Origin of the sequence: Streptosporangium fragile (genome assembly GCF_039534445.1) — a bacterium.
In the GTDB taxonomy this organism is placed as follows: domain Bacteria; phylum Actinomycetota; class Actinomycetes; order Streptosporangiales; family Streptosporangiaceae; genus Streptosporangium; species Streptosporangium fragile.
In genome coordinates this window covers 30,366-53,026 of record NZ_BAAAVI010000033.1, presented here as the reverse complement: position 1 = coordinate 53,026, position 22,661 = coordinate 30,366, and the positions used below count along the sequence as shown (strand labels likewise).

The following is a 22,661-nucleotide window of genomic DNA, read 5'->3' as shown; positions in this document are numbered from 1 at the left end:
GTCAACCCGGGACCCGCGCCGGCATGCTCCGCGCGATCTCGTCGAGCAGGGCGGCGGGCGCCTGGAGGTAACTCCAGTGCCCGCCCTCCAGCACGGTGCGGCGGACCTCGCCGTACGCCTCCCACCCGGCCATCTGCTCCGGGGGGATCTGCGTGTCGCCCGACCAGCCGATCGCGGTGATCGGGCACGGCAGCCGTCGCGGGGCGGTCCGGTCGAAGCGGCCGTAGGCGGCCACGTCGGCGCGCATGACGCCCGCGGCCATGTCCACCAGCTCGGGCAGCGGCTCGGCGCCGCGCGCCCGCATCAGCTCCGAGACCAGCGCGCCCACCTGCTCCCCGTCGAGCCTCAGGATGCTCGGCCACGACGCCCGGTGCGGGGGGACCATCGAGGAGGCGAACAGGCGGCAGGGGAGCGGGCCGCCGCGCTCCTCGAGCAGCAACGCCGCCTCGTAGCCGATGAAGACCGTGCCGCAGTGGCTGATGAAGCCGAACGGCCGGTCCAGGTAGGGCTCCAGGCCCTCCAGCATCGCGGCGGCGACGGCCGGGTAGCTCTCGAACGGCGGCTCGCGCAGCCGGTTCTCCCGGCCGGGCAGCTGCACCGGGCACAGCTCGACGCCGTCCACCTCGGCCGGCCAGCGGTGGTACATCGACGCCCCGGCCCCGGGGTAGGGCAGGCACCACAGCCGGGCCCTGGCCCCCGGGTCGGGTTCGCGCAGCAGCCACGTGGGGCGGCGCTTTCTGCCGGTCGTCCCTCTCATCGCGTGCCTCCTTCCGCCCTGACGCCCCGGATGAGGGTCTCGGGCGTCGGCTCCTTCAGGAACTCCCGCAGCCGGATCCGCACGCCGTAGCGGCTCCTGATCCGGTCGACGAGGCGGGTGGCCGACAGGGAGTCGCCGCCGGAGCGGATGAAGTGGTCGCCCGGCGCGCCGCGCACGCCGAGCTCCTGCTCCCACAGCTCCAGCACCCCGGCGGCGACCGGGTCCGCGGCCTCTCCCGCCGGACCGTCCCCGTCCGGCGCGGGCCCCCACGACGGCGCGGGCAGCGCGCGGCGGTCCACCTTGCCGGCGGAGTTCAGCGGCAGCCGCTCCAGCGGGGTCCACCCGGTCGGCACCATCGGCTCGGGCAGCCGGGCCGCGGCGAACGCGCGCAGCGTCCCGGCCGGGACACCGTCCGGGGCGACGACGTAGGCGCACAGCCGCAGGTCGCCGCCGGGGCCCGGCACGCCCGCCACCACGCACTCGCGCACCGCGGGGTGCGCCAGGAGCACGGCCTCCACCTCCGCGGGCTCCACCCGGTGGCCGCGGATCTTGACCTGGTGGTCGACGCGGCCGTGGTGCTCCAGCCGTCCGTCCGGGCGCGCGCGCACCAGGTCCCCGGTCCGGTAGACGCGGCCCCCGCCGCCCGCCGGGTCGGGCAGGAACCGCTCGGCGGTGCGGGCCGGCTCACCCAGGTAGCCCCGGGCCAGCTCGGGGCCGGAGACGAACAGCTCGCCGATCCCGCCCTCGGCGACGGGCCGCAGGTCGCCGGTCAGCACGGGGACGCCGACGCCGGGCCAGGGGCGCCCGATGGGCGGCCGGGAGCTCCTGGCGGTCTCGTCCGCCGTGACCGAGGTGCAGCGGTCCTCCAGTGGGACCAGGCAGCTCGTCACCCCGTTGGCCTCGGCCGAGCCGTACTCCACCGCGACCTCGAACGGCAGCTCGGGCGAGGGCCACACGCGCACCGCGTCGCTGCCGACCGTCATCAGCCGGAGCGCCGTCTCCGGGGGCCACGGCAGGCCGTACAGCAGCTCGGCGAGCGGCATGTTCACGTACGCGCGGGTGATCCCGGAGGCGACCATCCAGTCGCGCAGCTCCGGCGGCGAGCCCGCGGTCGCCGCGTCGGCGACGTGCACGCTCGCGCCGGAGCACAGGTACGGCCACAGCTCCACCACCGACACGGACGAGGCCACCGGGGCCAGCCAGCTGGAGCGGTCGCGGGGGGTGATGCGGTAGGCCGCGGCGTGGGTGGCGACCCGGTGCGCGATCGCCCGGTGGGTCACCCCGACGAGCTTGGGCCGCCCGGTCGACCCGGAGGTGTGCACCGCGTACGCGAGCTGGTCCTCGTGGACGGGGACGCCGGGCCCCTCGGCGACGGGCCCGGCGTCGGGGGGCCCGTCGACCACCAGGGGGCAGCCGTCGAGGACGGCGGAGACCCGGTCCTCGGGCCAGCCCGGGTCGAGCAGCACCGCGGCGCCGCCCGCCTTGCAGACGCCCAGCAGGGCGACGAGGAGGTCGGCCGAGCGGTCCAGACGCAGCGGGACCGGCGTCTCGGGCCGCACGCCGCGCCGCAGGAGCGACCGGGCGAAACCGTTGGCGCGGGCGTCGAGCTCCCGGTAGGTCAACCGGACGGACCCGGCCACCAGGGCGGTGCGGTCGGGTCCCTCGCGCACCCTCTCCTCGAACAGCGTGTGGACGGCGCTCACCTGTCCTCCCGTTCCCGCGTTCAGCCGGCCTTGGCGTCGTGGATCACGCGGGCCGGGACCTGACCGGTCGCGACCTGGGTGAGCACGAGTCGCGCCCACTCCTCGACGCTGCGGTTCATCCGGCGGGCCGCGTCACGCCATGTCTGCTCCTGCTCGGCCGGGACGTCGATGTGGATCACGGCTTTCGGCGGGGCGGCCTGCTGCCCCTGGCCCGTCCCGGCCAGGGCGGCGGTGCGGTGGGCCTTGATCTGGTTGCGCAGGCGGTTGCGCGACCAGCCGAAGCGCTCGGCGCGGTCCAGCCAGAGGGTCTGCTCGTGCTCGGGGAGGGCGGCCACCTCTGCGTGGTGCTGGAGGCTGAGCCGATCCCGCCGGCGGGATACCGGGAACCGGCGCGCGACCCAGGCGTAGTTGCGCAGGGTCTGGATGTCGAGTGAGCTTTCCTCCACCGCCCTCTTGTAGCGGTCGGTGTACTCGTTCTCGCCGTAGACGAGCCAGTCGCCGAGCCACCAGGCGGAGGAGTCGGAGATGAGGGAGATCTGGTGGCCGATGCGCCGCCAGGTGTCGAAGGGCAGGCTCGACGGGAGCTGGAGGCCGGTCCGCCTCGGCTTGGCGGAGGCGTCGAGGGCGAGCCTGGAGTTCGGGTCGGACGCGGCGCGCTGTCTCGGGACGGGCTGCCGGGTTTCGGGGGGCGAGGACGCGGCCTGACGGTTCGCCTCCTGGCTGGGGGAAAGCACCCGCATAAATTTCCTCCCTTTCTGTGCATTCGGGATGAGTCAGGGCGGTACCTTACCCACGGTTTTCGCGGGCGCACTCTCGATCTTGAGTATTTTTCAAATTCGCCGGCGCCGTCGCGGCGGAAAGGCGAGAACGCCCCGATGAGCAGCTGATTCGCCACTCAGTGCAGCGATTGACGCCGTTCTGTGATATGCGCGCCCGCCCATGAACGAGCCCTCTCCCGAATGGAATGGTCCATGACGTATCAATGGTTTCGGTCCGCGAATATGAAGACGATGCGTCACTGCGCCCTCGCGTACGGTCTATCGGTCGTCCTGCCCGCGGCGCTCGCGCTGCTGATGCTGGGGCTCGATCCGGGCACGGCCACCGGGCCCGTCCCCGTGCCCCCGGTGGAGGCCGGCCGGCGGGAGGCGACCCCGGCCGTCCCGCTGCTGCTGCTGTCCGTCACCGTGGTGGTCGCGCTGGCCCACCTCGCCGGGGCCGCGGCCCGGCGGCTCGGGCAGCCCCGGGTGATCGGGGAGATGGCCGCCGGGATCCTGCTCGGCCCGTCCCTCCTCGGCGCCGTCTGGCCACAGGCCCACCACGCGCTGTTCCCCGCCGCCGTCATGCCGTACCTGAACCTGCTCGCCCAGTTCGGGCTGGCCTTCTTCATGTTCCTGGTCGGGCTGGAGCTACGCGGTGACCTGCTGCGGGGCCGGGGCCGGATCGCGCTGGTCTGCGGTCAGGCGAGCGTGGCGGTCCCGTTCGCGCTCGGCGTCGGGCTGGCCCTGGTGATCTACCCGCCGCTGGCCGTCGCGTCCGTCGGGTTCCCGGCCTTCGCCCTGTTCATCGGGGCCGCGCTGAGCGTCACCGCCTTCCCCGTACTGGCCAGGATCCTGCTGGAGCGCGGGATGTTCCACACCCCGACCGGCGCGCTGACCGTCACCTGCGCCGCCATCGCCGACGTGACCGCCTGGCTGCTGCTGGCCGTGGCGATCACCATGGCGAAGGACTCCTCGCCCGCCGGGGCGCTGCGCACCCTCGGCCTCACCGCCGCCTTCGCCGCCGTCATGGCCGGGGCGGTACGGCCGCTGCTGACCCGGCTGCTGCGCCGCGGGCTCTCCCAGGAGGCCACGCTGCCCGTCGTGGTCGTCGGCCTGCTCGTCTCCGGGCTGCTGACCGAGCTGATCGGCATTCACCTGATCTTCGGCGCGTTCCTGTTCGGCGTGCTGTTCCCGCGCGACGGGGACGTGCGGCTGCGCCGGGTCCGCGAACGCACCCAGGACGTCACCACGTCGTTCCTGCTGCCGCCGTTCTTCGCCTTCGTCGGGCTCAACACGCAGGTCGGACTGCTCGGCGGGGACCCGGCGATGTGGGCGTGGTGCCTGCTGATCCTCGTCGTCGCGGTGGCGGGCAAGGTCGGCGGGGTGGCGGCCGTCGCCGGGCCGATGGGCGTGCCCGGCCGGGAGGCCGCGCGTCTCGGGGTGCTCATGAACTGCCGCGGGGTGACCGAGCTGGTCATCCTCAGCATCGGTCTCGGCCTCGGCCTCATCACCCAGGCGCTGTTCACGATGCTGGTGATCGTCGCCCTGGTCTCCACCGCCGCGACCGCGCCCCTGCTGGGACTGCTCGACCGGTGGGACGCCCGGCGTGACCGCCCCGGCGGCGGGGCGTGGCGCGAGGATCCGGGAGGGACGCGGGCGGTGCGCCGGCCCGCGTGAGCCCCGGACCGGCCGGGGACCGCGCTCCGGCCACGGGCCGGGACCCCGGCCGGAGGCGGTGTCTCCCGGTGTCTCCCGGTGTCTCCCGGCGTCTCCCGGTGTCTTCCGGCCGGGAGACGGTGTCCCGGTCAGGAGGCGCGGAGCAGCGTCCGGGCCGACCGGTCCAGCCCCTCCAGCGCCTCCGGACCGCCCAGCTCGCGCAGCCGGGTGCGGACCTCGCCGAGGCTCTCACCGGCGACGGTGAGCCGGGAGGTGGCGAACACCGCGCCGTCGGGGTCGGCGATCGGGACGCCGCGGTACGGGACCTCGCCGCCGAAGCGGACGGCGCGCAGGTGGCCGCGGAACTCGGGCCGGGCGTGCAGGGAGAAGATCGGCAGCCGGGTGGCCATCGCGGCCAGCCGCATGGTGCCCGACACCCGCGGGTTGATCTCCAGCAGGTGCACCTCGCCGGTCCGGGTCAGCAGGAACTCCGCCTCCAGGTACCCGTGCGCCTCGGCCAGATCGGCCAGCCGCTTGCCGACGGCCCGCAGCTTCCGCTCCCACGTGCCGCCGAGCACCGGGTCCGGGCAGAGCCGCAGCCGCCGCCACGGCGGCACCAGGGCGGGCGTGGTCGGGCCCTTCCACACCGGCGGGAACGTCGCCGTGCCGTGCCCGTCGCGGTAGACCAGCACGGAGTACTCGACCCCGTCGACGTAGAGCTCGCCCAGCTCGTTGGGGGCCAGGCGGCACTCGCCCGCGCGGGCCAGCCGGGTGCCGACGCTCTGCGTGCCGTGCCGGTCCTTGACCACCACGGGGGCGTCGGGCGCGTCCCCCGGCGGAGGGTCGCCGGCCCGCGCCCACGGTGGGGAGACCAGGCCGTAGCGGTCGAAGAACTCCTTCATCAGGATCTTGTCGCTGCCCAGGGACGCGCACAGCCGTGACTGGCACTCCGCGCGGTGGCCGAGCTCGCGCAGCCGGAACGCCAGCAGCTGGTCGCGGCCGAGCGTCACGTGACCGGAATGGAAGACCACCGTCGCCCGGGGGACCGGCCCGATGGCCTCCAGCAGCGGGGCCGGATCCACGCGCGGGTCCTCGCCGAGGTGGACGGTCCGGTCGTCCGGCCCGAGGTCGACGAAGTGGCCGAACCAGCTCCGCAGGCTGTCGGGGGCGACGGCGTGGACGACGGGAAGCGCTTCTCGGCTCATGTGAACTACTCCGAATCGACTCGGAAACAGGGGTGACTTACGTGCCGCGCGCGAGCGAGAAGGCGTCGGCGAACGCCTCCAGGTACGCGCCGACCAGCGCCGAGTCCCGCTCCCAGAGGAAGTTCACCGGCATCTTCATCCACCGGGCGAACAGGTCCGCGGAACGCGGGAACGGGCGGTCGTTCGCCGCCGCGGCGGCCCGCACCGCCGCGGCGACCTGCGGCGACCAGTCGGGCGCGGCGCCCCGGAAGAGCGGGAGGACGTGCAGCGGCCGGGTGGCGGGGGCGCGCACCCGCAGGCCGCGCGCCTGGCCGGCCGCCACCAGCTCGTCCCGGGTGAACGGGCACTCCGGCGTCACTTCGACGACCCCGTCGTACCACGCGCCCATCGTGACGTCCCCGGCGACGGGGGAGGGACGCACCCCCGGCAGCCCGCCCAGTCCCGTGGCCAACGCGGACACGTTGGCCACCCGGTGCTCCACCAGCTCGTCCAGGCGGTCGAGGTGGCTCCGGGCCAGCACGGCGGCGGGCGTGGAGATGCGGAAGTTGCCGCCCAGGCCGGTCAGCAGGAACGGCTCGTAGCGGGCGGCGTCGATGGTCAGGTCGGTGCGGTGCCGGAAGTTGGCCAGCAGGCAGGCCCGCGCGTAGACGTCCTCGGAGTCGGTCAGCAGGACGCCGCCCATGCCTCCGGAGACCAGTTTCCTGCCGCCCACGCTGAAGACCGCGACGTCGCCCAGGGAGCCGACGGGCCGGGACCGGAACGTCGCACCGTGGGCGTGCGAGCAGTCCTCGACCAGGGCGAGCCCGTAGCGGGCGGCCACCGCGCGCAGGGCGTCCATGTCGCAGGCGTGGCCCCACAGGTGGGTGACGGCTATCGCGACCGTGCGCGGCGTGACCAGCGACGCCACGTCCGCGGCGGCCACGTTCCCGGTGGCGTCGCCCGCGTCGCAGAGCACCGGCACCGCGCCCAGGAGGAACAGCGGCGAGGCGCTGCTGAAGAACGTCAGGTCGGGGACGATCACTTCGTCGCCCGGGCCGACGCCCAGCGCGAAGTAGGCGGCCAGCAGGGCGGCCGTGCCCGAGGTCAGCGCCAGGGCGTGGGCGCGGCCGTGCCGCTCGGCGAACGCGCGCTCCAGCCCGGCCAGCTCCGGTCCGTAGTCGTAGTCGAACGTGCGGCCCCGGGTGACCAGCTCGGCGACCCGGGCCGCCGCGTCGCCGTCGTAGACCGGCCACTCGGGCGGGTGCGCCGGGCCCGTGAGCCCCCTCTCGGGCATCGGTTCCGTGGGTCCGCTCTCGCGCGCCGGTCCCGTGAGCCCGCTTGCGCGTACCGGCGCCTCCCACCCCGGCTGGAGCAGGCCCGCGTGCCCGTTCCCCTGCCGTGCCCGTTCGCCCTCTCGTCTCACGCGTGGGCCTCCTTCCGGGCCACCAGCCTGGTCACGGCATGGGTGTGCGGCTCCTCGTGTCCCCGGTGCGTGTGCGTCGAGTCGGTGTCGGAGGCGCTCAGCACGGTCCACCCGGCGTACCGGGCCAGGTACCAGTCGTGGGGGAGCAGCACCGGCATGCGCATCTCGCCGGCGGGAGGCCGGTAGGCGTGACCGGAGTTGAACATCAGCAGGGCGTGGACCCCTCCCGGCCCGGTGGCGGCCTGCAGCCGGGCGATGACGTCGGCGACCTGGGCCTCGTCCGCGAGCCAGTGCAGCACGCTGCAGGCCAGCACCCCGTCGAACGAGGCGGGTGCCAGCCGGGCGGTGCGCGCGTCGCCTCGCCGCCACTCGATCCCGCCGCTCCGGGGAAAGGCGGAGGTTCCGCCGCTCCCGGGGGCTCCGCCGCCGTCACCGCCGCCGTTCCCGGGAGTTCCACCGGCGCCGCCGGCACCGAGAGAGCCGAGAGCGCCGAGAGAGCCGCCCCACGCCTTCGCGCCGTTCTCCAGCGCCGCGGCCGAGACGTCCATCGCCAGCACCCGGGCGCCCCGCCGGGCGAGCCGCACCGCGTTGCGCCCCTCGCCGCACCCCACGTCGAGGACGGCGGGGCCGGCGGACGCCACGGGCGGAGGCGCCGTGGACATGCCCGCGCCGCCCGGCGGCGCGGGCGGGCCGGACCCGTCCGGTGTCCCGGGCGGGTCCGGCGCCGGGGGCAGGGAGAGCGCGTCGCCCAGGGCGTCGGCGATCCGGTCGGGTCTGCGGCCCCACAGGCACGCGGTGCGGGTGTACCGGGCGTCGCAGCCGCCGTCGTCGTAACCGGTCGATTGTCTTTGGTGTCCCATTCGGCGGAGGCTAGGCGCGGCCTTGATCACCGTCAACGGGGGCGGGCGGGCGCCGGAGGGGTCGCCTGCCGCGGGACCTGTGCGGGCATGAGCTTGAACTTGTCGCGCGCCGGTGCCACCCGGGTGGGGTACTCACCCGTGAGGCATCCCTCGCAGAGCCCCTCACCGGACGCGGCGCCGACCCCCTGCCGCATGCCCGCCACCGACAGGTGCGCCAGGCTCGTCGCGCCGATGATCCGGCGCACGTCCTCGGCGCCGCGCCCGGCCGCCACGAGTTCGCGGGCGTCCACGATGTCCACCCCGTAGTGGCAGGGCGCGACCAGCGGCGGTGCGGCGATCCGCACGTGCACCTCGCTCGCGCCGGCCTCGCGCAGCAGCGCGACGATGCGCCGCATGGTGGTCCCCCGCACGATCGAGTCGTCGACCACCACGACCCGGGCGCCGTCCACGGGCGAGCCGATGGAGAACTTGCGCCGCAGCTTGCGCTCGCGCAGCCGCCGGTCGGGCTCGATGAACGTCCTGCCCACCTGCTCGTCGCGGATCAGCGCCCCGGCCAGCGGCAGCCCGGCCGCCCGCGCGTACCCGCGCGCGGCCGGCACACCGGAGGACGGGACGGCCACGACCAGGTCGGCGTCCGCGGGCGACTCCAGCGCCAGCCGCTCGCCGAGCGCCGTCCGCGTCGCGCTCGTCCGCACCCCGCCGATCCGCGAGTCCGGCCGGGTCAGGTAGAGGTGCTCGAACACGCAGAAGCTGCGCGGGGCCGGGGCGGCCACCCGGTGCGTCCCGGTCAGGCGGCCCGCCCGGAAGACCAGCAGCTCGCCCGGCTCGACCTCGCGCACGCCGGAGCAGCCCAGCGCGTCGAGCGCGCAGGTCTCCGACGCGACGACCGCCCTGCCCTCGGCGAACCCGGCCACCAGGGGGCGGAAGCCGTGCGGGTCCCGGAACGCGAGGAGGAGGTCGCCGATGGAGCACACCACCGAGTACGCGCCCCGCAGCGCCCCGGCGGCCCGTGCGACCGCGGCCACGACCGCGTCGTGACCCGCGGGGTCGGCGTAGCCGGCGGGATCGGCCGGTCCGGGCACCCCGTCCGTCGCGCGTGGATCCGGCGCGGCGGGAACCCGGCCGACCGGCGCGGGCCGGGCCGCGGTGGCGAGGAGGGCGAGGATGACCTCGGAGTCGCTGGTCGAGCGGAACCCGTAGCCCGCACGGCCCAGGCGGGCGCGGAGGCCGGCGGCGTTGGTGAGGTCCCCGTTGTGGGCCAGCGCGATGCGGTGCGCCTCGTGCACGAAGGGCTGGGAGTTCTCCGGCAGCGTCGCGCCGGTGGTGGAGTAGCGGGTGTGGGCGACGGCCAGCCGCCCGGCGGGCCAGTCGCCCCCGGCCGAACGGGAGGCGGCCCCGAGCGCCCGCCGCGTCCGCACGCCGCCGGGCCCGGCCACCGCGACGCCCCACGACTCGTGGCCGCGGTGCTGCAGGGTGACGAGCCCGTCGAAGGCCGGCTGCCCGGCGGTCCCGTCGAGAACAGATACGCCGGCTATTCCGCACATAGCTCCCCTTCAAAACTTAGCATTTCCTGTAAAACGCCTTAAATCGCTCTCGCTTGACCATGGCACTGTTGGTGAATGGCAGGTCTTTGCCGCAATGCCGAATCCCCGTCCGATGAGGAACAGGAGAGCGCGAATGGCCGAGTACACGGTGGTGCGCAATCACGAGGAGCAGTACTCCATCTGGTGGACCGACCGTGACATTCCCGAGGGCTGGCAGAGCGTCGGCCACACCGGCACCCGTGAGGAATGCCTCGCGCATATCGAGGAGGTCTGGACGGACATGCGCCCGTTGAGCCTGCGCCGGTGGATGGACGGCGGGGGGACCTGACCGGCCGGCACCGGCGAGGAGGCCCGGAGCCGGGCCGGATCGCCGGGAGCCGCCACAGGCCCAGGAAGTCCCGGGAGTTCCCAGAGGAGGAGTCGATGGACGCGATCCAGGAGCACGACGCGCGCCTGGTCGTCGAGGAGTGGAACCGCACCGAGCTGCCCGACGAGCCGGCGACGGTCACCGAGCGGTTCGCCGCCCAGGTCGCGAGGTCACCCGACGCCACCGCGCTGACCGACGAGGAGGGCGCGCACCTGACCTACGACGAGGTGCGCCGCGCCGCCAACCGCCTGGCCGGGCACCTGCTCGGCCTCGGCCTGCGCCGTGAGGACCGCTGCGCGATCTACCAGCGCCGCTCGGCCGACATGATCGTGTCCATGTTCGGCACACTCGCCGCCGGAGGGGCGTACGTCCCGATCGACGAGGGCAACCCGCCCGAGCGGGTCGAGGCGATCCTGCGCGACGCGGGCGCCGCCGTGGTCCTGGCCGACGCCACGACCGCGGCCTCGGTGCCGCCGGGCCCCTGGCGGGTGGTCACCGTCGACGACCACCCCGGCCGCGACGAGGGCGACCCCGCCGTGACACCGCACCCGGCCAACCTCGCCTACGTCATGTACACCTCCGGCAGCACCGGGGCACCCAAGGGCGTGCTCATCGAGCACCGGGCGGTCACCGCGTTCGTCCGCGGCGCCCAGCACCTGTACGGGCTCTCGCCGCGCGACCGCTTCGTGCAGTTCTCCTCGATCGCCTTCGACGTCTCCACCTTCGACGCCTTCGGCGCGCTGCTGACCGGCGCCGGTCTGCACGTCGCCTCCGGCCGGACCCGCACCTCGGCCGAGCGCTTCCGCGACCTGCTGCGCGAGCGGCGTATCTCCGTGTACATGGGCACCCCGGGCATGCTGCGGCTGCTGGACCCCGGCGACTTCCCCGACCTGCGGGTGCTCGCGGTCGGCGGGGAGAGCTACTCCGGGGAGTTCACCACCCGCTGGGCGGCCGGGCGCAGGTTCGTCAACAGCTACGGGCCCACCGAGACCACCGTCGGCGTCATCACCCAGGAGTGCGCGGGGCGGTGGGAGACCTCGCCGCCCATCGGCCGCGCCATGCCCAACCACCGGGCCTACGCGCTGGACGAGTCGATGCGCCCCGTGCCGATCGGCGCCCTCGGCGAGCTGTACGTCGGCGGGCCCGGCCTCGGGCGCGGCTACCTGGGCCGTCCCGGCGCGACCGCGGCCGCCTTCGTGCCCGACCCGTTCGCCCCCACGCCCGGCGCGCGACTGTACCGCACCGGGGACCTGGTGCGCTGGACGCCCGAGGGCGAGCTGGTCTTCGCCGGGCGGGCCGACCGGCAGGTCAAGGTGCGCGGCGTCCGCGTCGAGATGGAGGAGATCGAGGGGACCCTGTGCCGGCACCCCGCGATCGCCCAGGCCGTGGTCGAGGCGGAGCCCCGCGACGACGGGGACGCCCGCCTGATCGCGTACGTCGTCTCCACGGCCGCCGGGCCGCCCGGCGTGGCCGAACTCCGCGAGACCGCGGCGCGGTGGCTGCCGGCCCCGCTCGTGCCCAACGAGTTCGTCCACGTGCCGGAGATCCCGCTCGCGCCGACCGGCAAGGTCGACCGCGACGCCCTGGCCGCCGCCCGGCGGGAGCACGCCGGCACGTCGACCGGCGACGCCGACGGCGGCGAGTGGACGCCGACCCGGCGCCGGGTGGCCGAGGAGATCGTGCGCCCCCTGCTGGGCGTCGACTCCGTCGGCCCGCACGACCACTTCTTCGAACTGGGCGGCACCAGCATCCAGGTCGTCCAGCTCCTCGGCCGGGTGCGCACGGTCTTCGGCATCGAGATCCCGGTCGTCGACTTCTTCGACCGGCCCACCGTCGCCGGGGTCGCCGACGCCGTCGACTCCGAGGTCCGCGCCGACCTCAAGGACATCGTCCGGGAGGGCTGGGACGAGATCGCCGGCCGCTACGCCGCCTTCCAGGCGGAGTTCTCCGACGCGCCGCGCACGGCGTGGACCGGTGAACTGCTCGCGATGCTGCCCGAGAGCGGCGCCGACGTGCTGGAGCTGGGCGTCGGGGGCGGGCACGAGTCCTCACGCCGCCTGGCCGGAGCACACCGCCTGACCGCCGTGGACATCTCCGCCGAGCAGCTCAGGCTCGCCGGGAAGACCCTGCCCGGCGCGACGCTCGTGCAGGCCGACATGGCCGAGCTGGAGTTCCCCGACGCGTCCTTCGACGCGGTCGTGTCCATCTACACGCTCACCCACCTGCCGCGCGAGGAACTGCCCGCGCTGCTGGGCCGCGTCACCCGCTGGCTGCGGCCGGGCGGCCTGCTGCTGGCCACGCTCATGACCGAGGACGTGCCCGGCGCGGTGGAGGAGTGGTTCGGCTCGACCATGTTCTTCTCCGGCTTCCGCACCGAGGAGAACCTGCGGCTGCTGCGCGAGGCGGGCCTGGAGCCCGAGCGCGAGGAGGTCGTGGCGCAGAGGACACCGCTGGGGGAGTCGCGCTTCCTCTGGGTGATCGCCAGGAGGACGGAGGCGCGGCCGTGACCGTCCTGCCGGAGCGCACCGCCCCGCTGTCCTACCTGCAGGAGCAGCTGTGGTTCGTCGAGCAGGACGACCCGGGCAACGGCTCGTACAACGAGCTGAAGGTGCTCGCCCTGGACGGGACGCTCGACGCGGCCCGGCTCGCCCGGGCGCTGGAGCGGGTGGTGGCGCGGCACGACGTGCTGCGCACCACCTTCGTCTACCAGGGCGCCGAACCGGTCCAGGCGATCCGGGAACGGGGGCCCGTCCTGCGCGAGGCGTCCGTCGGCGGCGAGCGGGCCCTGCTGGAGTACGCCCGCGAGGTCGCCGAGGCCCCGTACGACCTGGCCGCGGGGCCGCTGCTGCGCGCCTCGCTCGTCACGGCCGGCCCCGGCCGGCAGGCGCTCGTGCTCGCGGTGCACCACATCATCAGCGACGGGTTCTCGATGAACCTGCTCCTGGACGAGCTGGACGCCGCCTACCGGGGCGAGCCGCCCGGTGAACCGCCCGCCCAGTACGGCGACTTCGCCCGGTGGCAGCGCGCGGAGTTCACCGGCGGGCGCCTGGCCGCCGACCTCGACCACTGGCGGCGGGTGCTCGACGGGGCGCCGACCGTGCTGGAACTGCCCGCCGACCGGCCCCGGCCGCGCCGGCGCGACAGCGGCGGCAGGCGCGACCGGTTCCCGCTCGACCCGGAGCTGGCCGGCCCGCTCGGCGAGGTCGCCGAGCGGGCCGGCGGGACCGTCTTCACCGTCCTGCTGGCCGCCTTCGCCGCCACCCTCTACCGCTACACCGGCCGCGGCGACATGGTGCTGGGCACCGGCGCGCCCGGCCGTCCCGGGCGCGAGTTCGACCACGCGCTGGGGTTCTTCGCCAACGTCGTGCCCGTGCGGCTGCGCCCCGCGGGCGAGACCCCCTTCGCCGAGCTGGCCGACGCGGCCAGTGAGGCGGTCTTCGACGCCTTCGACCACCAGTACGTCCCGTTCGAGAAGCTCGTGGAGGTGCTGCAGCCCGAGCGTGACGCCGGGCACACGCCCCTCGTGCAGGTCGTCTTCACCATGTGGGACGCCGGCGCCGGCGAGCGCTCCATCGGCGGCGTGCCCGCCACCGAGGTCGAGGTGGCGCGGGGCCGCTCCCGCTTCGACGTCGCGGTCGAGGCCGTGCGGCGCGGCGACCGGGTCGACTTCTTCGTCGAGTACGACGACGACCTCTTCGACGGGTCGACGATCGCCCGCCTGATGCGCCACTACGACCGGGTGCTGCGGGCCGTCTCCGCGGACCCGTCCCTGCCCCTGTCGCGGATCCCGATGATCTCCCCCGCGGAGCTGGCCACCCTCACCGGGGGCGACGTGGCCGTGCTCGACCCCGACGGCAACGTGCTGCCCGCCGGAGCCGTCGGTCAGCTGGTCCGCCGCTCCGGCGGGAGCGGCCCCACCGGCCGCCTGGCCGTCCGCAGGCCCGACGGGCGCGTGGTCGACCGCGGGCGGGAGGACCGGCTGGTCCGGGTCGGCTCCTTCCACGTGCAACTGGAGGACGTCGAGGCGGCCGTGCGCGCCTGCCCCGCCGTGCGTGACGCCGCCGTGACGGCCGTCGAGGGCGGCGCGGGACGCGAGCTGGTCGCCTACGCCGTCACCGAGCCGCGAACGGAGCGGACACCGCAGGCGGCCCACCGGGGGCCGGAGGCCGCGACCCCCCGGGAGTCGCCGGCCCGCGCGTTGCGCGCCATGCTCGCCGAACGGCTGCCGCAGTACATGGTGCCCGCCGCCGTCGTGACCGTGGACCGCATCCCGCGGGACGGGAACGGTCTCCTCCGCGCCGACCTGCTGCCCGGCCCCGGCGAGGACGGCGAGCGGGCCGGGCTGCCCGCCCTGGAGGCCGCGCTCTGCGTGATCTGGGCGCGCGCCCTGGGCGTGGAGAGAGTGGAACCGGACGACGACTTCTTCGCCCTGGGCGGCCACTCGATGCTGGCCGCCCGGCTGGCGCGCGAGATCGCCGCCGTGCTCGCCGTGCGCGTCCCACTCACCGCCGTCTTCGAGAACTGCACCCCCGCCGACCTGGCCGACTACCTGGCGGCCAGACACCCGGAGCTGGAGAGCGAGCTCGGCGACGCGGGCGGGGGCGGGCGCACCGCCGTGCGCGCGGACGGCCGGGCCGGCGAGGGGCCCGACACCAGCGCGCTGTCCACCGCGCAACTGCAGATCTGGATCAACGAGCAGCTCGCGGGCGGCGACGCCCACGACTTCATCGCCGCCGTCACCTACCGGGTGCGCGGCCCGCTCGACCCGGCCGCCCTGCGGGGCGCGTTCGACGCGCTGGTGGCGCGGCACGAGAACCTGCGCGCCCGGGTCGCGCTCATGGGGGACGTGCCGGTGCTGCGCTTCGACCCCGCCGCGCGCATCGCGCTGCCCGTCGAGGACCTCACCGGCCTGCCCGAGGGCGAGCGGGCGGCGGAGGCCGCCCGCCGCACCGCCCGCGACGCCGAGGCCGGCTTCGACCTGTCCGCCGCGCCGCTCGTGCGGGCCGCGCTCTACCGCCTGGGCGACGACGATCACGTCCTGTCCCTCGTCCAGCACCACCTGGTCACCGACGGGGTGTCGATGGGGTCGCTCGTGGGCGAGCTGGGCCGCCTGTACTCCGACCGGGACGCCGCGCCCGCCGCGCCGCACCTGCGCTTCGCCGACTACGTCGCCTGGGAGCGGGCCTGGCTCGGCGGTCCGGAGGCCGCCGCGTCGGAGCGCTTCTGGCGGGAGCGGCTGCGCGACGCGCCCGAGCTGGTGCTGCCACGCTCCCGGCCGGGGCGGCGCGCCACCCGTGACACCGAGATGATCAGCCACCGCCTGCCGCCCGCCGTCTCCCGGCGGCTGGTCGCCCTGGCCCGGCAGAACAGGGCCACGCCCTACATGGTGGTGACGGCCGCGTTCGCGGCGGTGCTGGCCGACTGGAGCGGCCAGGACGACGTGGTGATCGGCACGACCGTCGACAACCGGCCGCTGCCCGGTCTGGAGGCCGTGATCGGCTGCTTCGTCAACATGGTCGCGCTGCGCCTCGACTGCGGCGGCGACCCGGCCTTCACGGAGCTCGCCGGGCGGGTGCGCAGGACCGTGCTGGAGGCGTACGCGCACCAGGGCACCCCGTTCAACGAGGTGGTGCGGGCGCTGAAGGTGCACCCCGACCCGCGCAGGATGCCGCTGTTCCAGGTGACGTCCGACTGGGCGGGCGACGGGCCCGCGGTGCCGGAGCTGGCCGGCTGCACGGTCGAGTTCGGCCACGTGCACACCCGGGCCAACCGCTACGAGCTGGAGATGTTCGCCGGGATGGCGGGGGAGCGGGTCGTCCTCGACCTGGAGTACGCCGTCGAGCTGTGGGACCGCGCGGAGATCGAGGAGCGCCTGGCCCGGGTGGCCGCGCTGCTCACCCGGGCCGTGGCCCGGCCGGAGGCCGGGATCTCGGAGTTGCTGCGCCCGGCCGGGGCCGGCCCCTAGTTCCTCAGCAGCACGTTGCCCGAGATCCTGGGCTCGCACAGCTCCTCGGCCCGCGGGGCGCCGGCCACGATCGTGAAACCGGTCGGCGCCAGGCGCAGCTCCACCACCGCGGCCCGTTCCGCGACCGGCAGCGCGGCGTAACGCGCCGCCAGGTCCTCGTCGTCGAACAGGTCGGCGTCCGACAGGAACACCGGGGAGGAGGGATGCCGGCGGCCCAGGTCGAGGATCCTGCCGCCGCCGTCCCAGTTGACGCCGTTCAGCGCGACCCAGCCGATCCCGCCGAGCCCTTCGAACAGGCGGGCCGCCTCACCGAAACGGTGGGCGCGCACGATCGGGTGCAGGTACGCGTCGGCGTCGAGCACGTCCTGGTCGCGCGGGTCGCCGCCGGCCGGCGCGTGGGTGCCGTAGCGGCCCGCCGAGCGGCCCAGGCCCAGCCGACGCACCACCGACAGGCCCTCCTCGCCGGTGTCGCCGCGCGCCAGCAGCCGCACCAGCTCCCGGTCGACGAGCCGCTGGTGCTCGCCGAAGCTGTGGAACAGCCACAGGTACATCAGCCCGCCCGGGGCCAGGCGCTCGGCCAGCCAGGCCAGGCCGGCGCGCGGGTCGTCGAGGCAGTGCAGCACCCCGGTCATGACGATGAGGTCGTAGGGCCCCTCGAAACCGGGCCCGCCGATGGCGCCGCGCACCAGCTCCACGTTGTCCAGCCCGTTGCGCGCGCGCAGCTCCGCGGCCACGTCGAGCGAGGACTGCGAGAGGTCCATGCCGGTGAAGCGGGCCCGCGGGTACTGCGAGGCCAGCCCCAGGAGCTGGTGCCCGGTGCCGCACCCGGCGTCCAGCACACGCTTGCCCGCCAGGGTCTTGTCCCGGACGACCATGCCGATGCCCAGCGCCAGGTCGAGGATCAGGTCGTCGCCCACCGTCAGGGAGGGGCAGGGGTAGCGCTCGTACAGCTCCCTGACCTGCTCGACGGCGCTCACGGGGTGTCGATCTTCTCGTACGGGATCTCCTCGACCCGGCGGGCGAAGACCCAGTGGTGGCCTTCGAGGTCCTCGGCGGTGTAGTTGCGGTCACCGTAGAAGCGCTCGGCGGGCTCGTCGCGGATCACCGCGCCGGCCTTCCTGGCGCGCTCGTAGTGCTCGTCCACGTCGTCGACGAACACGTACAGGCTCTGACGCAGCTCGCCCTCGCCGCGCGGCTCGTGCTTGCGGCAGTCACCGGTCCCGGCGAGCTGGACGACGCCCCCGCCGAAGGACAACTCGGCGTGCACGACCGCGCCGTCGTCGTCGGTCAGCACTTTCCGCTTTTCGAATCCGAATGCCTCGACGAGCCATTCGATGGCCTCGACGGGGTCGCCGTAGTAGAGGACGGGGGTGATTCTCGGCATTCCGTCGGGCGGGTCGAAGCGCATTTCTCGATCTCCCTCAGTCGATGGCCGTGGAAACGTAGGGAACGCTACCCCGCATCCCGCCGGCGAGACGTCCCGGCGGGATACGCGATTCACGAACCGGGCAGGCGCAGCCCGCCGTCCAGGCGGATGACGGCCGCGTTGAGATAACCGATCTCGCACACGGCGCGTACGGACCGGGCGAACTCCTCCGGCGCGCCGAGCCGGGGCGGGAAGACGACCTGCCGCACCAGCGGGCGCCGGAACTCGGGCGGGATCGCCCCGAACAGCGGAGTGTCGAACAGGCCGGGCGAGAGCGCGCACACCCGCACGCCGATCGCGGACAGGTCGCGGGCGGCCGGCAGCGTCAGCGCCGCGACCGCGCCCTTGGAGGCGGCGTAGGCGACCTGGCCGGCCTGGCCGTCCTCCGCGGCGGCGGAGGAGGTGTTGACGACCACGCCCCGCTCGCCGTCCTCCAGGGGGTCGGTCGCGGCCATCGCGGCGGCGGTCAGGCGCAACACGTTGAAGGTGCCCGCCACGTTGACCGCCAGCGTCCGCTCGAAGGTCGCCAGGTCGTGGGGCCGGCCGTCGAGGCCGACCGTGCGGGCGGCGGGCGCGACGCCCGCGCAGCTCACCGCCACGCGCAGCGGTCCCGCGACCCCGGCGGCCACGTCCACGGCGTGCTGGACCGACTCCTCGCGGGTCACGTCGGTCCGGACGAACGTGCCGCCCACCTCGGCCGCGACGGCGTCCCCCGCCCGGCCGTCGAGGTCGGCCACGACCACGTGCGCGCCGGCCACCGCGAGCTCGCGCGCGGTGGCCGCACCCAGGCCGCCGGCCGCACCGGACACCATCGCCGTCACCCCGCGCAACTCCATATCCCTTTCCCTGCCTTTCCGCAATACGGTTCCGATCTGAATATTTATCCGGATATATCCTGACGCGACTTGTGCTTTCACGCTGCACCCCACAGACGTGAGGAACCATTCCCATGACCATTTCGAAGAGCGCGGAGAATGTGCACGACCTGATCGCCCGCCGTCGGCGCGAGCGTGACCGGATTCCGCGGCAGGCGGTGCCCGGCTCCGAGGTGCCGGTCTCCTCCACCCAGGAACGCATCTGGTTCGGCGAGAAATTCAATCCGGGTTTCGGGTTCTACCACGTGCCCGCCACCTTGCGCCTGCGCGGGCCGCTGGACGCCGACGCCCTCGACCGGGCGCTGTGCGAGGTGATCAGGCGGCACGAGATCCTGCGCTCCACCGTCGAGGAGGTCGACGGCATGCCCGTGCAACGGGTCGGAGAACCGCCCGCGGCCGTGCTGCGCTCCGCCGACCTGAGCGGGGAGCCCGATCCCGAGGCGGAGGCCGCGCGGGCCGCCGCCGACGACATCCTGGCCCCGTTCGACCTGCGCCGCGGCCCGCTCTGGCGGGCCCTGCTGCTGCGGCTGGGGCCCGACGACCACGTGCTCGTGCTGACCTTCCACCACATCGTCTTCGACGACCCCTCCTTCGGGATCGTCGGCCGCGAGGTCGAGGCCTTCTACACCGGGGCGGCGAGCCCGCCCGAACCGGAGCTGCAGTACGCCGACTTCTCCGTCTGGCAGCGCGAGCGGCTGCGCACCGAGGACGTCCGCTCCCGTCTCGTCGACTACTGGCGGCGGACCCTCGACGGCGCACCCCGCCTGCTCGACCTGCCCTCCGACCGGCCCCGCCCGCCGCAGCGCCGCCGCGCGGGCCGCTTCCACCGCTCCCGGCTGCCCGGCGACGTCGTCCGGGCCGTGCGGGCCCTGGCCCGGGAGGAGGGCACCACGCCGTTCACCGTCCTGCTGGCCGCCTACGGCGTGCTGCTCGCGCGCCACGCCGACCAGGCCGACCTCGTCACCGCCGTGCCGGCCGCCGGGCGCATCCGGCCCGAGCTCGAAGGGCTCGTCGGGTGCTTCATCAACATCATCTGCCTCCGCCTCGACCTGCGGGGCGAACCCACCTTCCGTGAGCTGCTGCGCCGCGTGCGCCACGCCTCCGTCGAGGGACACGACCACGAGGAGATGCCCTTCGAGGAACTGGTGCGCGAGCTGCACCCGCAGCGCCCCCGCAGCCACACGCCGCTGTTCCAGGCCGGGCTGGGGGTGCGCGACCACGACGGGGTGTTCCTGAACCTGCCCGGCGTGCGGGCCTCGGAGTTCGTCCCGGACGTGGAGGTGTCGCACTTCGACCTGATGGTGGACTTCAGCCTCGACGGCGACGGGATGGCGGGGCTGTGGGGGTACAACGACGACCTGTTCGACCCCGCGACGGTCGAGGTCGTCGCCGAGCAGTTCACCCGCCTGGTCGCCGAGGCCTGCGCCCGCCCCGACCGGCCGGTCGGCGACCTCCCCCTGCCGGCGGCGCCCCGCCTCCCGGCTCCCGAGCCCCCGCCCGCCCCCTCCGCTGCCCCGCCCGCCCCCTCCGCCGGATCGCCCGCCTTCCCGGCCGGGCAGGTCCGCGGCACGCCACACGCGCCCGCGGCCGCATCACCCGGTCCGGCCGCATCACCCGGTCCGGCGGCGGAGGCCGGTCCGCCGCGACTCGCCGATCTGGCCGCGCGGATCGGGTTGGGCGGCGGCGACACCGTGCTCACCTTCGCCCCGCCCGCCTCCGGCGCCTTCGCCGACGCCCTGACGCTGACGCTCCCGCGCGGCGCGCGCCTGGTGACCGCGCACCCCGCCGACGCCCGCGACGGGGAGCGGCTGGCCGCGCTCGTCCGGGACGCCACCGTCGTCCACGCCCCGCCCGCCGCCTGGCGGCTGCTGCTGGACGGCGACCTGCCGGAGGACCACCCGTTCACCGCGCTGTGCGACGCGGCCGCCACGCCGCCCGCGCTCGCGCGGGAGCTGGCCGCCCGGGTGCCGGTGTGGACCCTGTACGGCCGGAGCTGGGCGGCCGCCCATCGGGTCGACCCGCTCGCCGAGCCCCGCAGGGGCGTCCCCCTCGGCCGCCCACTGGCCGGCACCGACGTCGAGGTCGTCGACCGGTCGGGGCGTCCCGCCGCCACCGGCGTGCCCGGTGAGATCCACGTCGGCGGTACGGGCACCGGGGACCGCGGCCGCACCCTGCCCGACGGCTCGGTGGAACTGCTCGGCCGCTTCGACCGGATGTTCACCGTGGACGGGTTCCGCGTGGACACCGACGAGGTGGCCCGTTCCCTGGGCGGCCTGCCGGGCGTGGCCGAGGCCGCGGTGGACGTGCGTGACGACCGGCTCGCCGCGTACGTGGTGGGTGACGGGCTCGATCCCCGGGCGCTCACCGCCCACCTGCCCGAGTACCAGGCGCCCGCCTCCGTCACCGTCCTTCCCGCGCTGCCCAGGACCGCGGCGGGCGGCGTCGCCCACGACGAACTGCCCGCCCCCGACGTCGCCGCGGACCGGGACGGCCGCGTGCCGGTGCGGGGCGAGACCGAGGAGATCGTCGCGGGGATCTGGCGCGAGCTGCTCGGCGTGGAGGAGGTCGGCGCCGGCGACGCCTTCCTCGACCTCGGCGGTCACTCGCTCACCCTGGCCCGGCTGAGCCTGCGCTACGAGGCGGCGTTCGGCGTCGAGGTGGAGCTGCCCGATCTGCTGCGCCACGCGACCGTGCGCGACCAGGCGGCACTTCTCGACGAACGCCGCCGGGACGGCGGCCCGGACGAAGAGGAGGCCGTGTCGTGACCTCGGCGCTGACCCGGCCCGCGCGGGACGAGGCCGAAGGCCGGCCGCGGACGCGACTGGAATCGCTGACCGGGCTGCGGTGGTTCGCCGCGTTCGGTGTGTTCTTCAGCCACGTCGCGATCCTGCTGCCCGTGCCCTACACCAACGAGCTGTTCATCCTCGGCACCGCCGGGGTGACGTTCTTCTTCGTCCTGTCGGGCTATGTCCTGACCTGGACGTTCTTCGCCGAGGACACCGCGCCGCGCTTCTACGGGCGTCGCTTCGCCAGGATCTGGCCGTCGCTGTTCATCACCACGGTCGCGGCGGTGGCGCTCCTGGTCGGCGGCCTGCTCTGGCCCACCGAGGGTGGCACGTCCCTGGTGTGGTGGACGGTCGCGACGCTGCTGCTCGTGCAGGCGTGGATCCCGGCGTCGTTCCAGAGCGACACGGTGCCGCACACCGTCTCCTGGTCGCTGTCGTGCGAGGCGTTCTTCTACGCGGTCTTCCCGTTCGCGGTGCGCCCGATCCTGCGGCGCACGCTGCGCCAGCTGGCCGTGCTCGCCGTCGTGCTCATCGCGATCAGCCTCGGCACGCGCGCGTGGCTCTGGCTGGCCAACCCGCAGCTCACGCTGGAGAACTGGTTCGTCTCGGACCTGTACTACTTCACCACCCACTCACCGATCGCGCGGGTCAGCGAGTTCCTGCTGGGCATCGTGATCGCCGCGGCCGTGCGGCGGGGCTGGCGCAGCCCGGTCGGGCTGCGCGCCGCCACCGGGATCACCGTCGGCTACTTCGCGCTGCTGTGGGCGTGGTCCTGGTCGGGAGTGTGGCCGACCGCGCTGGCCGAGGCCGCCAACCGGGGCAGCATCGTGGTGTTCGCGCTGCTCATCGCGGCGGCGGCGACCAACGACCTGGCCGGGCGGCGCAGCCTGCTGAGCTCGCGGCCGCTGGTGGCGCTGGGCCGCTGGTCGTACGCCTTCTACCTGGTGCACTTCCTGGTGCTGTTCCCGATCGCCCGGCAGGTGTTCGGGCTGCGGTCGCTCTACGACTTCCCACAGCCCTCGTGGGCGCACCTGCCGTACGTGCTGGCCGGGTTGGCGGTCAGCCTGGTGCTGTCGTGGGCGCTGTACCGCTGCTACGAGTACCCCATCGAGAAGAGGCTGCGCGCCCTGCTGCGGCGGGAGCCGCGTGAGCCGAAAGCCGCGTCGCCCGCTCCGGGCGCCGAGCCGTCCATGTAGGGACGGGGCCGCGCGGGACCCGGAGGTCCCGCGGGTCCCTCCGGCCCGAGCGTCATACGATGAGCCGTCCGCACGGACGGCTCATCCTCCGTCTTCCGCGTCTTCCGCGTCTTCTGCGTCTTCTGCGTCTTCCGCGCGGACGGCTCGGTCCTCCGTACCGC

16 protein-coding genes are annotated in these 22,661 nt (G+C 74.9%); 6 read left to right on the top strand and 10 right to left on the bottom strand.

Features of this window, described 5'->3' with window-relative positions; genetic code table 11:
* Position 1 precedes the first annotated feature (1 nt).
* The 3 genes from ABD841_RS22260 to ABD841_RS22250 are packed head-to-tail and all read right to left on the bottom strand — an operon-like array spanning position 2 to position 3,200.
* Positions 2–757, bottom strand: a complete 756-nt coding sequence (locus ABD841_RS22260; protein ID WP_344974955.1) for a thioesterase II family protein — start codon at positions 755–757, stop codon at positions 2–4.
* On the bottom strand, positions 754–2,460 hold the full coding sequence (locus ABD841_RS22255; protein ID WP_344974952.1) for a non-ribosomal peptide synthetase: 1,707 nt from the start codon (positions 2,458–2,460) through the stop codon (positions 754–756). Before ABD841_RS22255 ends, ABD841_RS22260 begins: the two co-directional genes overlap by 4 nt.
* A gap of 20 nt (positions 2,461–2,480) precedes the next feature.
* Positions 2,481–3,200 (bottom strand): LmbU family transcriptional regulator, encoded by a 720-nt coding sequence (locus tag ABD841_RS22250; RefSeq protein ID WP_344974949.1) that lies wholly within the window; start codon positions 3,198–3,200, stop codon positions 2,481–2,483.
* A 261-nt stretch (positions 3,201–3,461) separates the two neighbouring features.
* On the opposite strand from ABD841_RS22250, the gene ABD841_RS22245 reads away from it, so the two are divergent.
* Positions 3,462–4,895 (top strand): cation:proton antiporter, encoded by a 1,434-nt coding sequence (locus ABD841_RS22245; RefSeq protein WP_344974946.1) that lies wholly within the window; start codon positions 3,462–3,464, stop codon positions 4,893–4,895.
* A 128-nt stretch (positions 4,896–5,023) separates the two neighbouring features.
* Here ABD841_RS22245 and ABD841_RS22240 read toward each other — a convergent pair whose 3' ends face one another.
* The 4 genes from ABD841_RS22240 to purF all read right to left on the bottom strand — a co-directional run bounded on the left by ABD841_RS22240 (position 5,024) and on the right by purF (position 9,885).
* Positions 5,024–6,079: an ATP-grasp domain-containing protein gene (locus tag ABD841_RS22240; protein WP_344974943.1), complete on the bottom strand. Its 1,056-nt coding sequence runs from the start codon at positions 6,077–6,079 to the stop codon at positions 5,024–5,026.
* Positions 6,080–6,116: 37 nt separating this feature from the next.
* Positions 6,117–7,352, bottom strand: coding sequence for a DegT/DnrJ/EryC1/StrS family aminotransferase (locus tag ABD841_RS22235; RefSeq protein WP_344974940.1), 1,236 nt, complete (start codon positions 7,350–7,352; stop codon positions 6,117–6,119).
* Between the two features lie 125 nt (positions 7,353–7,477).
* On the bottom strand, positions 7,478–8,341 hold the full coding sequence (locus ABD841_RS22230; RefSeq protein ID WP_344974937.1) for a class I SAM-dependent methyltransferase: 864 nt from the start codon (positions 8,339–8,341) through the stop codon (positions 7,478–7,480).
* 32 nt (positions 8,342–8,373) lie between these two features.
* Complete coding sequence (gene purF / locus ABD841_RS22225; protein WP_344974934.1) at positions 8,374–9,885, bottom strand: amidophosphoribosyltransferase; 1,512 nt, start codon at positions 9,883–9,885, stop codon at positions 8,374–8,376.
* A gap of 133 nt (positions 9,886–10,018) precedes the next feature.
* On the opposite strand from purF, the gene ABD841_RS22220 reads away from it, so the two are divergent.
* The 3 genes from ABD841_RS22220 to ABD841_RS22210 all read left to right on the top strand — a co-directional run bounded on the left by ABD841_RS22220 (position 10,019) and on the right by ABD841_RS22210 (position 16,217).
* The gene (locus ABD841_RS22220) at positions 10,019–10,213 is read left to right on the top strand and encodes an MbtH family protein (protein ID WP_344974931.1); all 195 of its coding nucleotides are present in this window, start codon (positions 10,019–10,021) and stop codon (positions 10,211–10,213) included.
* Between the two features lie 95 nt (positions 10,214–10,308).
* Positions 10,309–12,759 carry a non-ribosomal peptide synthetase gene (locus tag ABD841_RS22215; RefSeq protein WP_344974928.1) on the top strand — a complete coding sequence of 817 codons (2,451 nt, stop codon included), beginning with the start codon at positions 10,309–10,311 and terminating at the stop codon, positions 12,757–12,759.
* Positions 12,756–16,217 (top strand): condensation domain-containing protein, encoded by a 3,462-nt coding sequence (locus ABD841_RS22210; protein WP_344974925.1) that lies wholly within the window; start codon positions 12,756–12,758, stop codon positions 16,215–16,217. The genes ABD841_RS22215 and ABD841_RS22210 overlap by 4 nt, the downstream gene beginning before the upstream one ends.
* Here ABD841_RS22210 and ABD841_RS22205 read toward each other — a convergent pair.
* The 3 genes from ABD841_RS22205 to ABD841_RS22195 all read right to left on the bottom strand — a co-directional run bounded on the left by ABD841_RS22205 (position 16,214) and on the right by ABD841_RS22195 (position 18,479).
* Positions 16,214–17,194, bottom strand: a complete 981-nt coding sequence (locus ABD841_RS22205) for a class I SAM-dependent methyltransferase (protein ID WP_344974922.1) — start codon at positions 17,192–17,194, stop codon at positions 16,214–16,216. The genes ABD841_RS22210 and ABD841_RS22205 overlap by 4 nt on opposite strands.
* Entirely contained in the window at positions 17,191–17,625 is a 435-nt protein-coding gene (locus ABD841_RS22200; protein WP_344974919.1) for a VOC family protein, read from the bottom strand. The genes ABD841_RS22205 and ABD841_RS22200 overlap by 4 nt, the downstream gene beginning before the upstream one ends.
* An 89-nt stretch (positions 17,626–17,714) precedes the next feature.
* Positions 17,715–18,479, bottom strand: coding sequence for an SDR family NAD(P)-dependent oxidoreductase (locus ABD841_RS22195; protein ID WP_344974916.1), 765 nt, complete (start codon positions 18,477–18,479; stop codon positions 17,715–17,717).
* A gap of 113 nt (positions 18,480–18,592) precedes the next feature.
* Between ABD841_RS22195 and ABD841_RS22190 the strand changes: the two genes are divergently transcribed.
* Both ABD841_RS22190 and ABD841_RS22185 read left to right on the top strand, forming a co-directional pair.
* Positions 18,593–21,283 (top strand): condensation domain-containing protein, encoded by a 2,691-nt coding sequence (locus ABD841_RS22190; protein WP_344974914.1) that lies wholly within the window; start codon positions 18,593–18,595, stop codon positions 21,281–21,283.
* Positions 21,280–22,500, top strand: a complete 1,221-nt coding sequence (locus tag ABD841_RS22185) for an acyltransferase family protein (protein ID WP_344974912.1) — start codon at positions 21,280–21,282, stop codon at positions 22,498–22,500. The genes ABD841_RS22190 and ABD841_RS22185 overlap by 4 nt, the downstream gene beginning before the upstream one ends.
* The last annotated feature ends 161 nt before the right edge of the window (positions 22,501–22,661 follow it).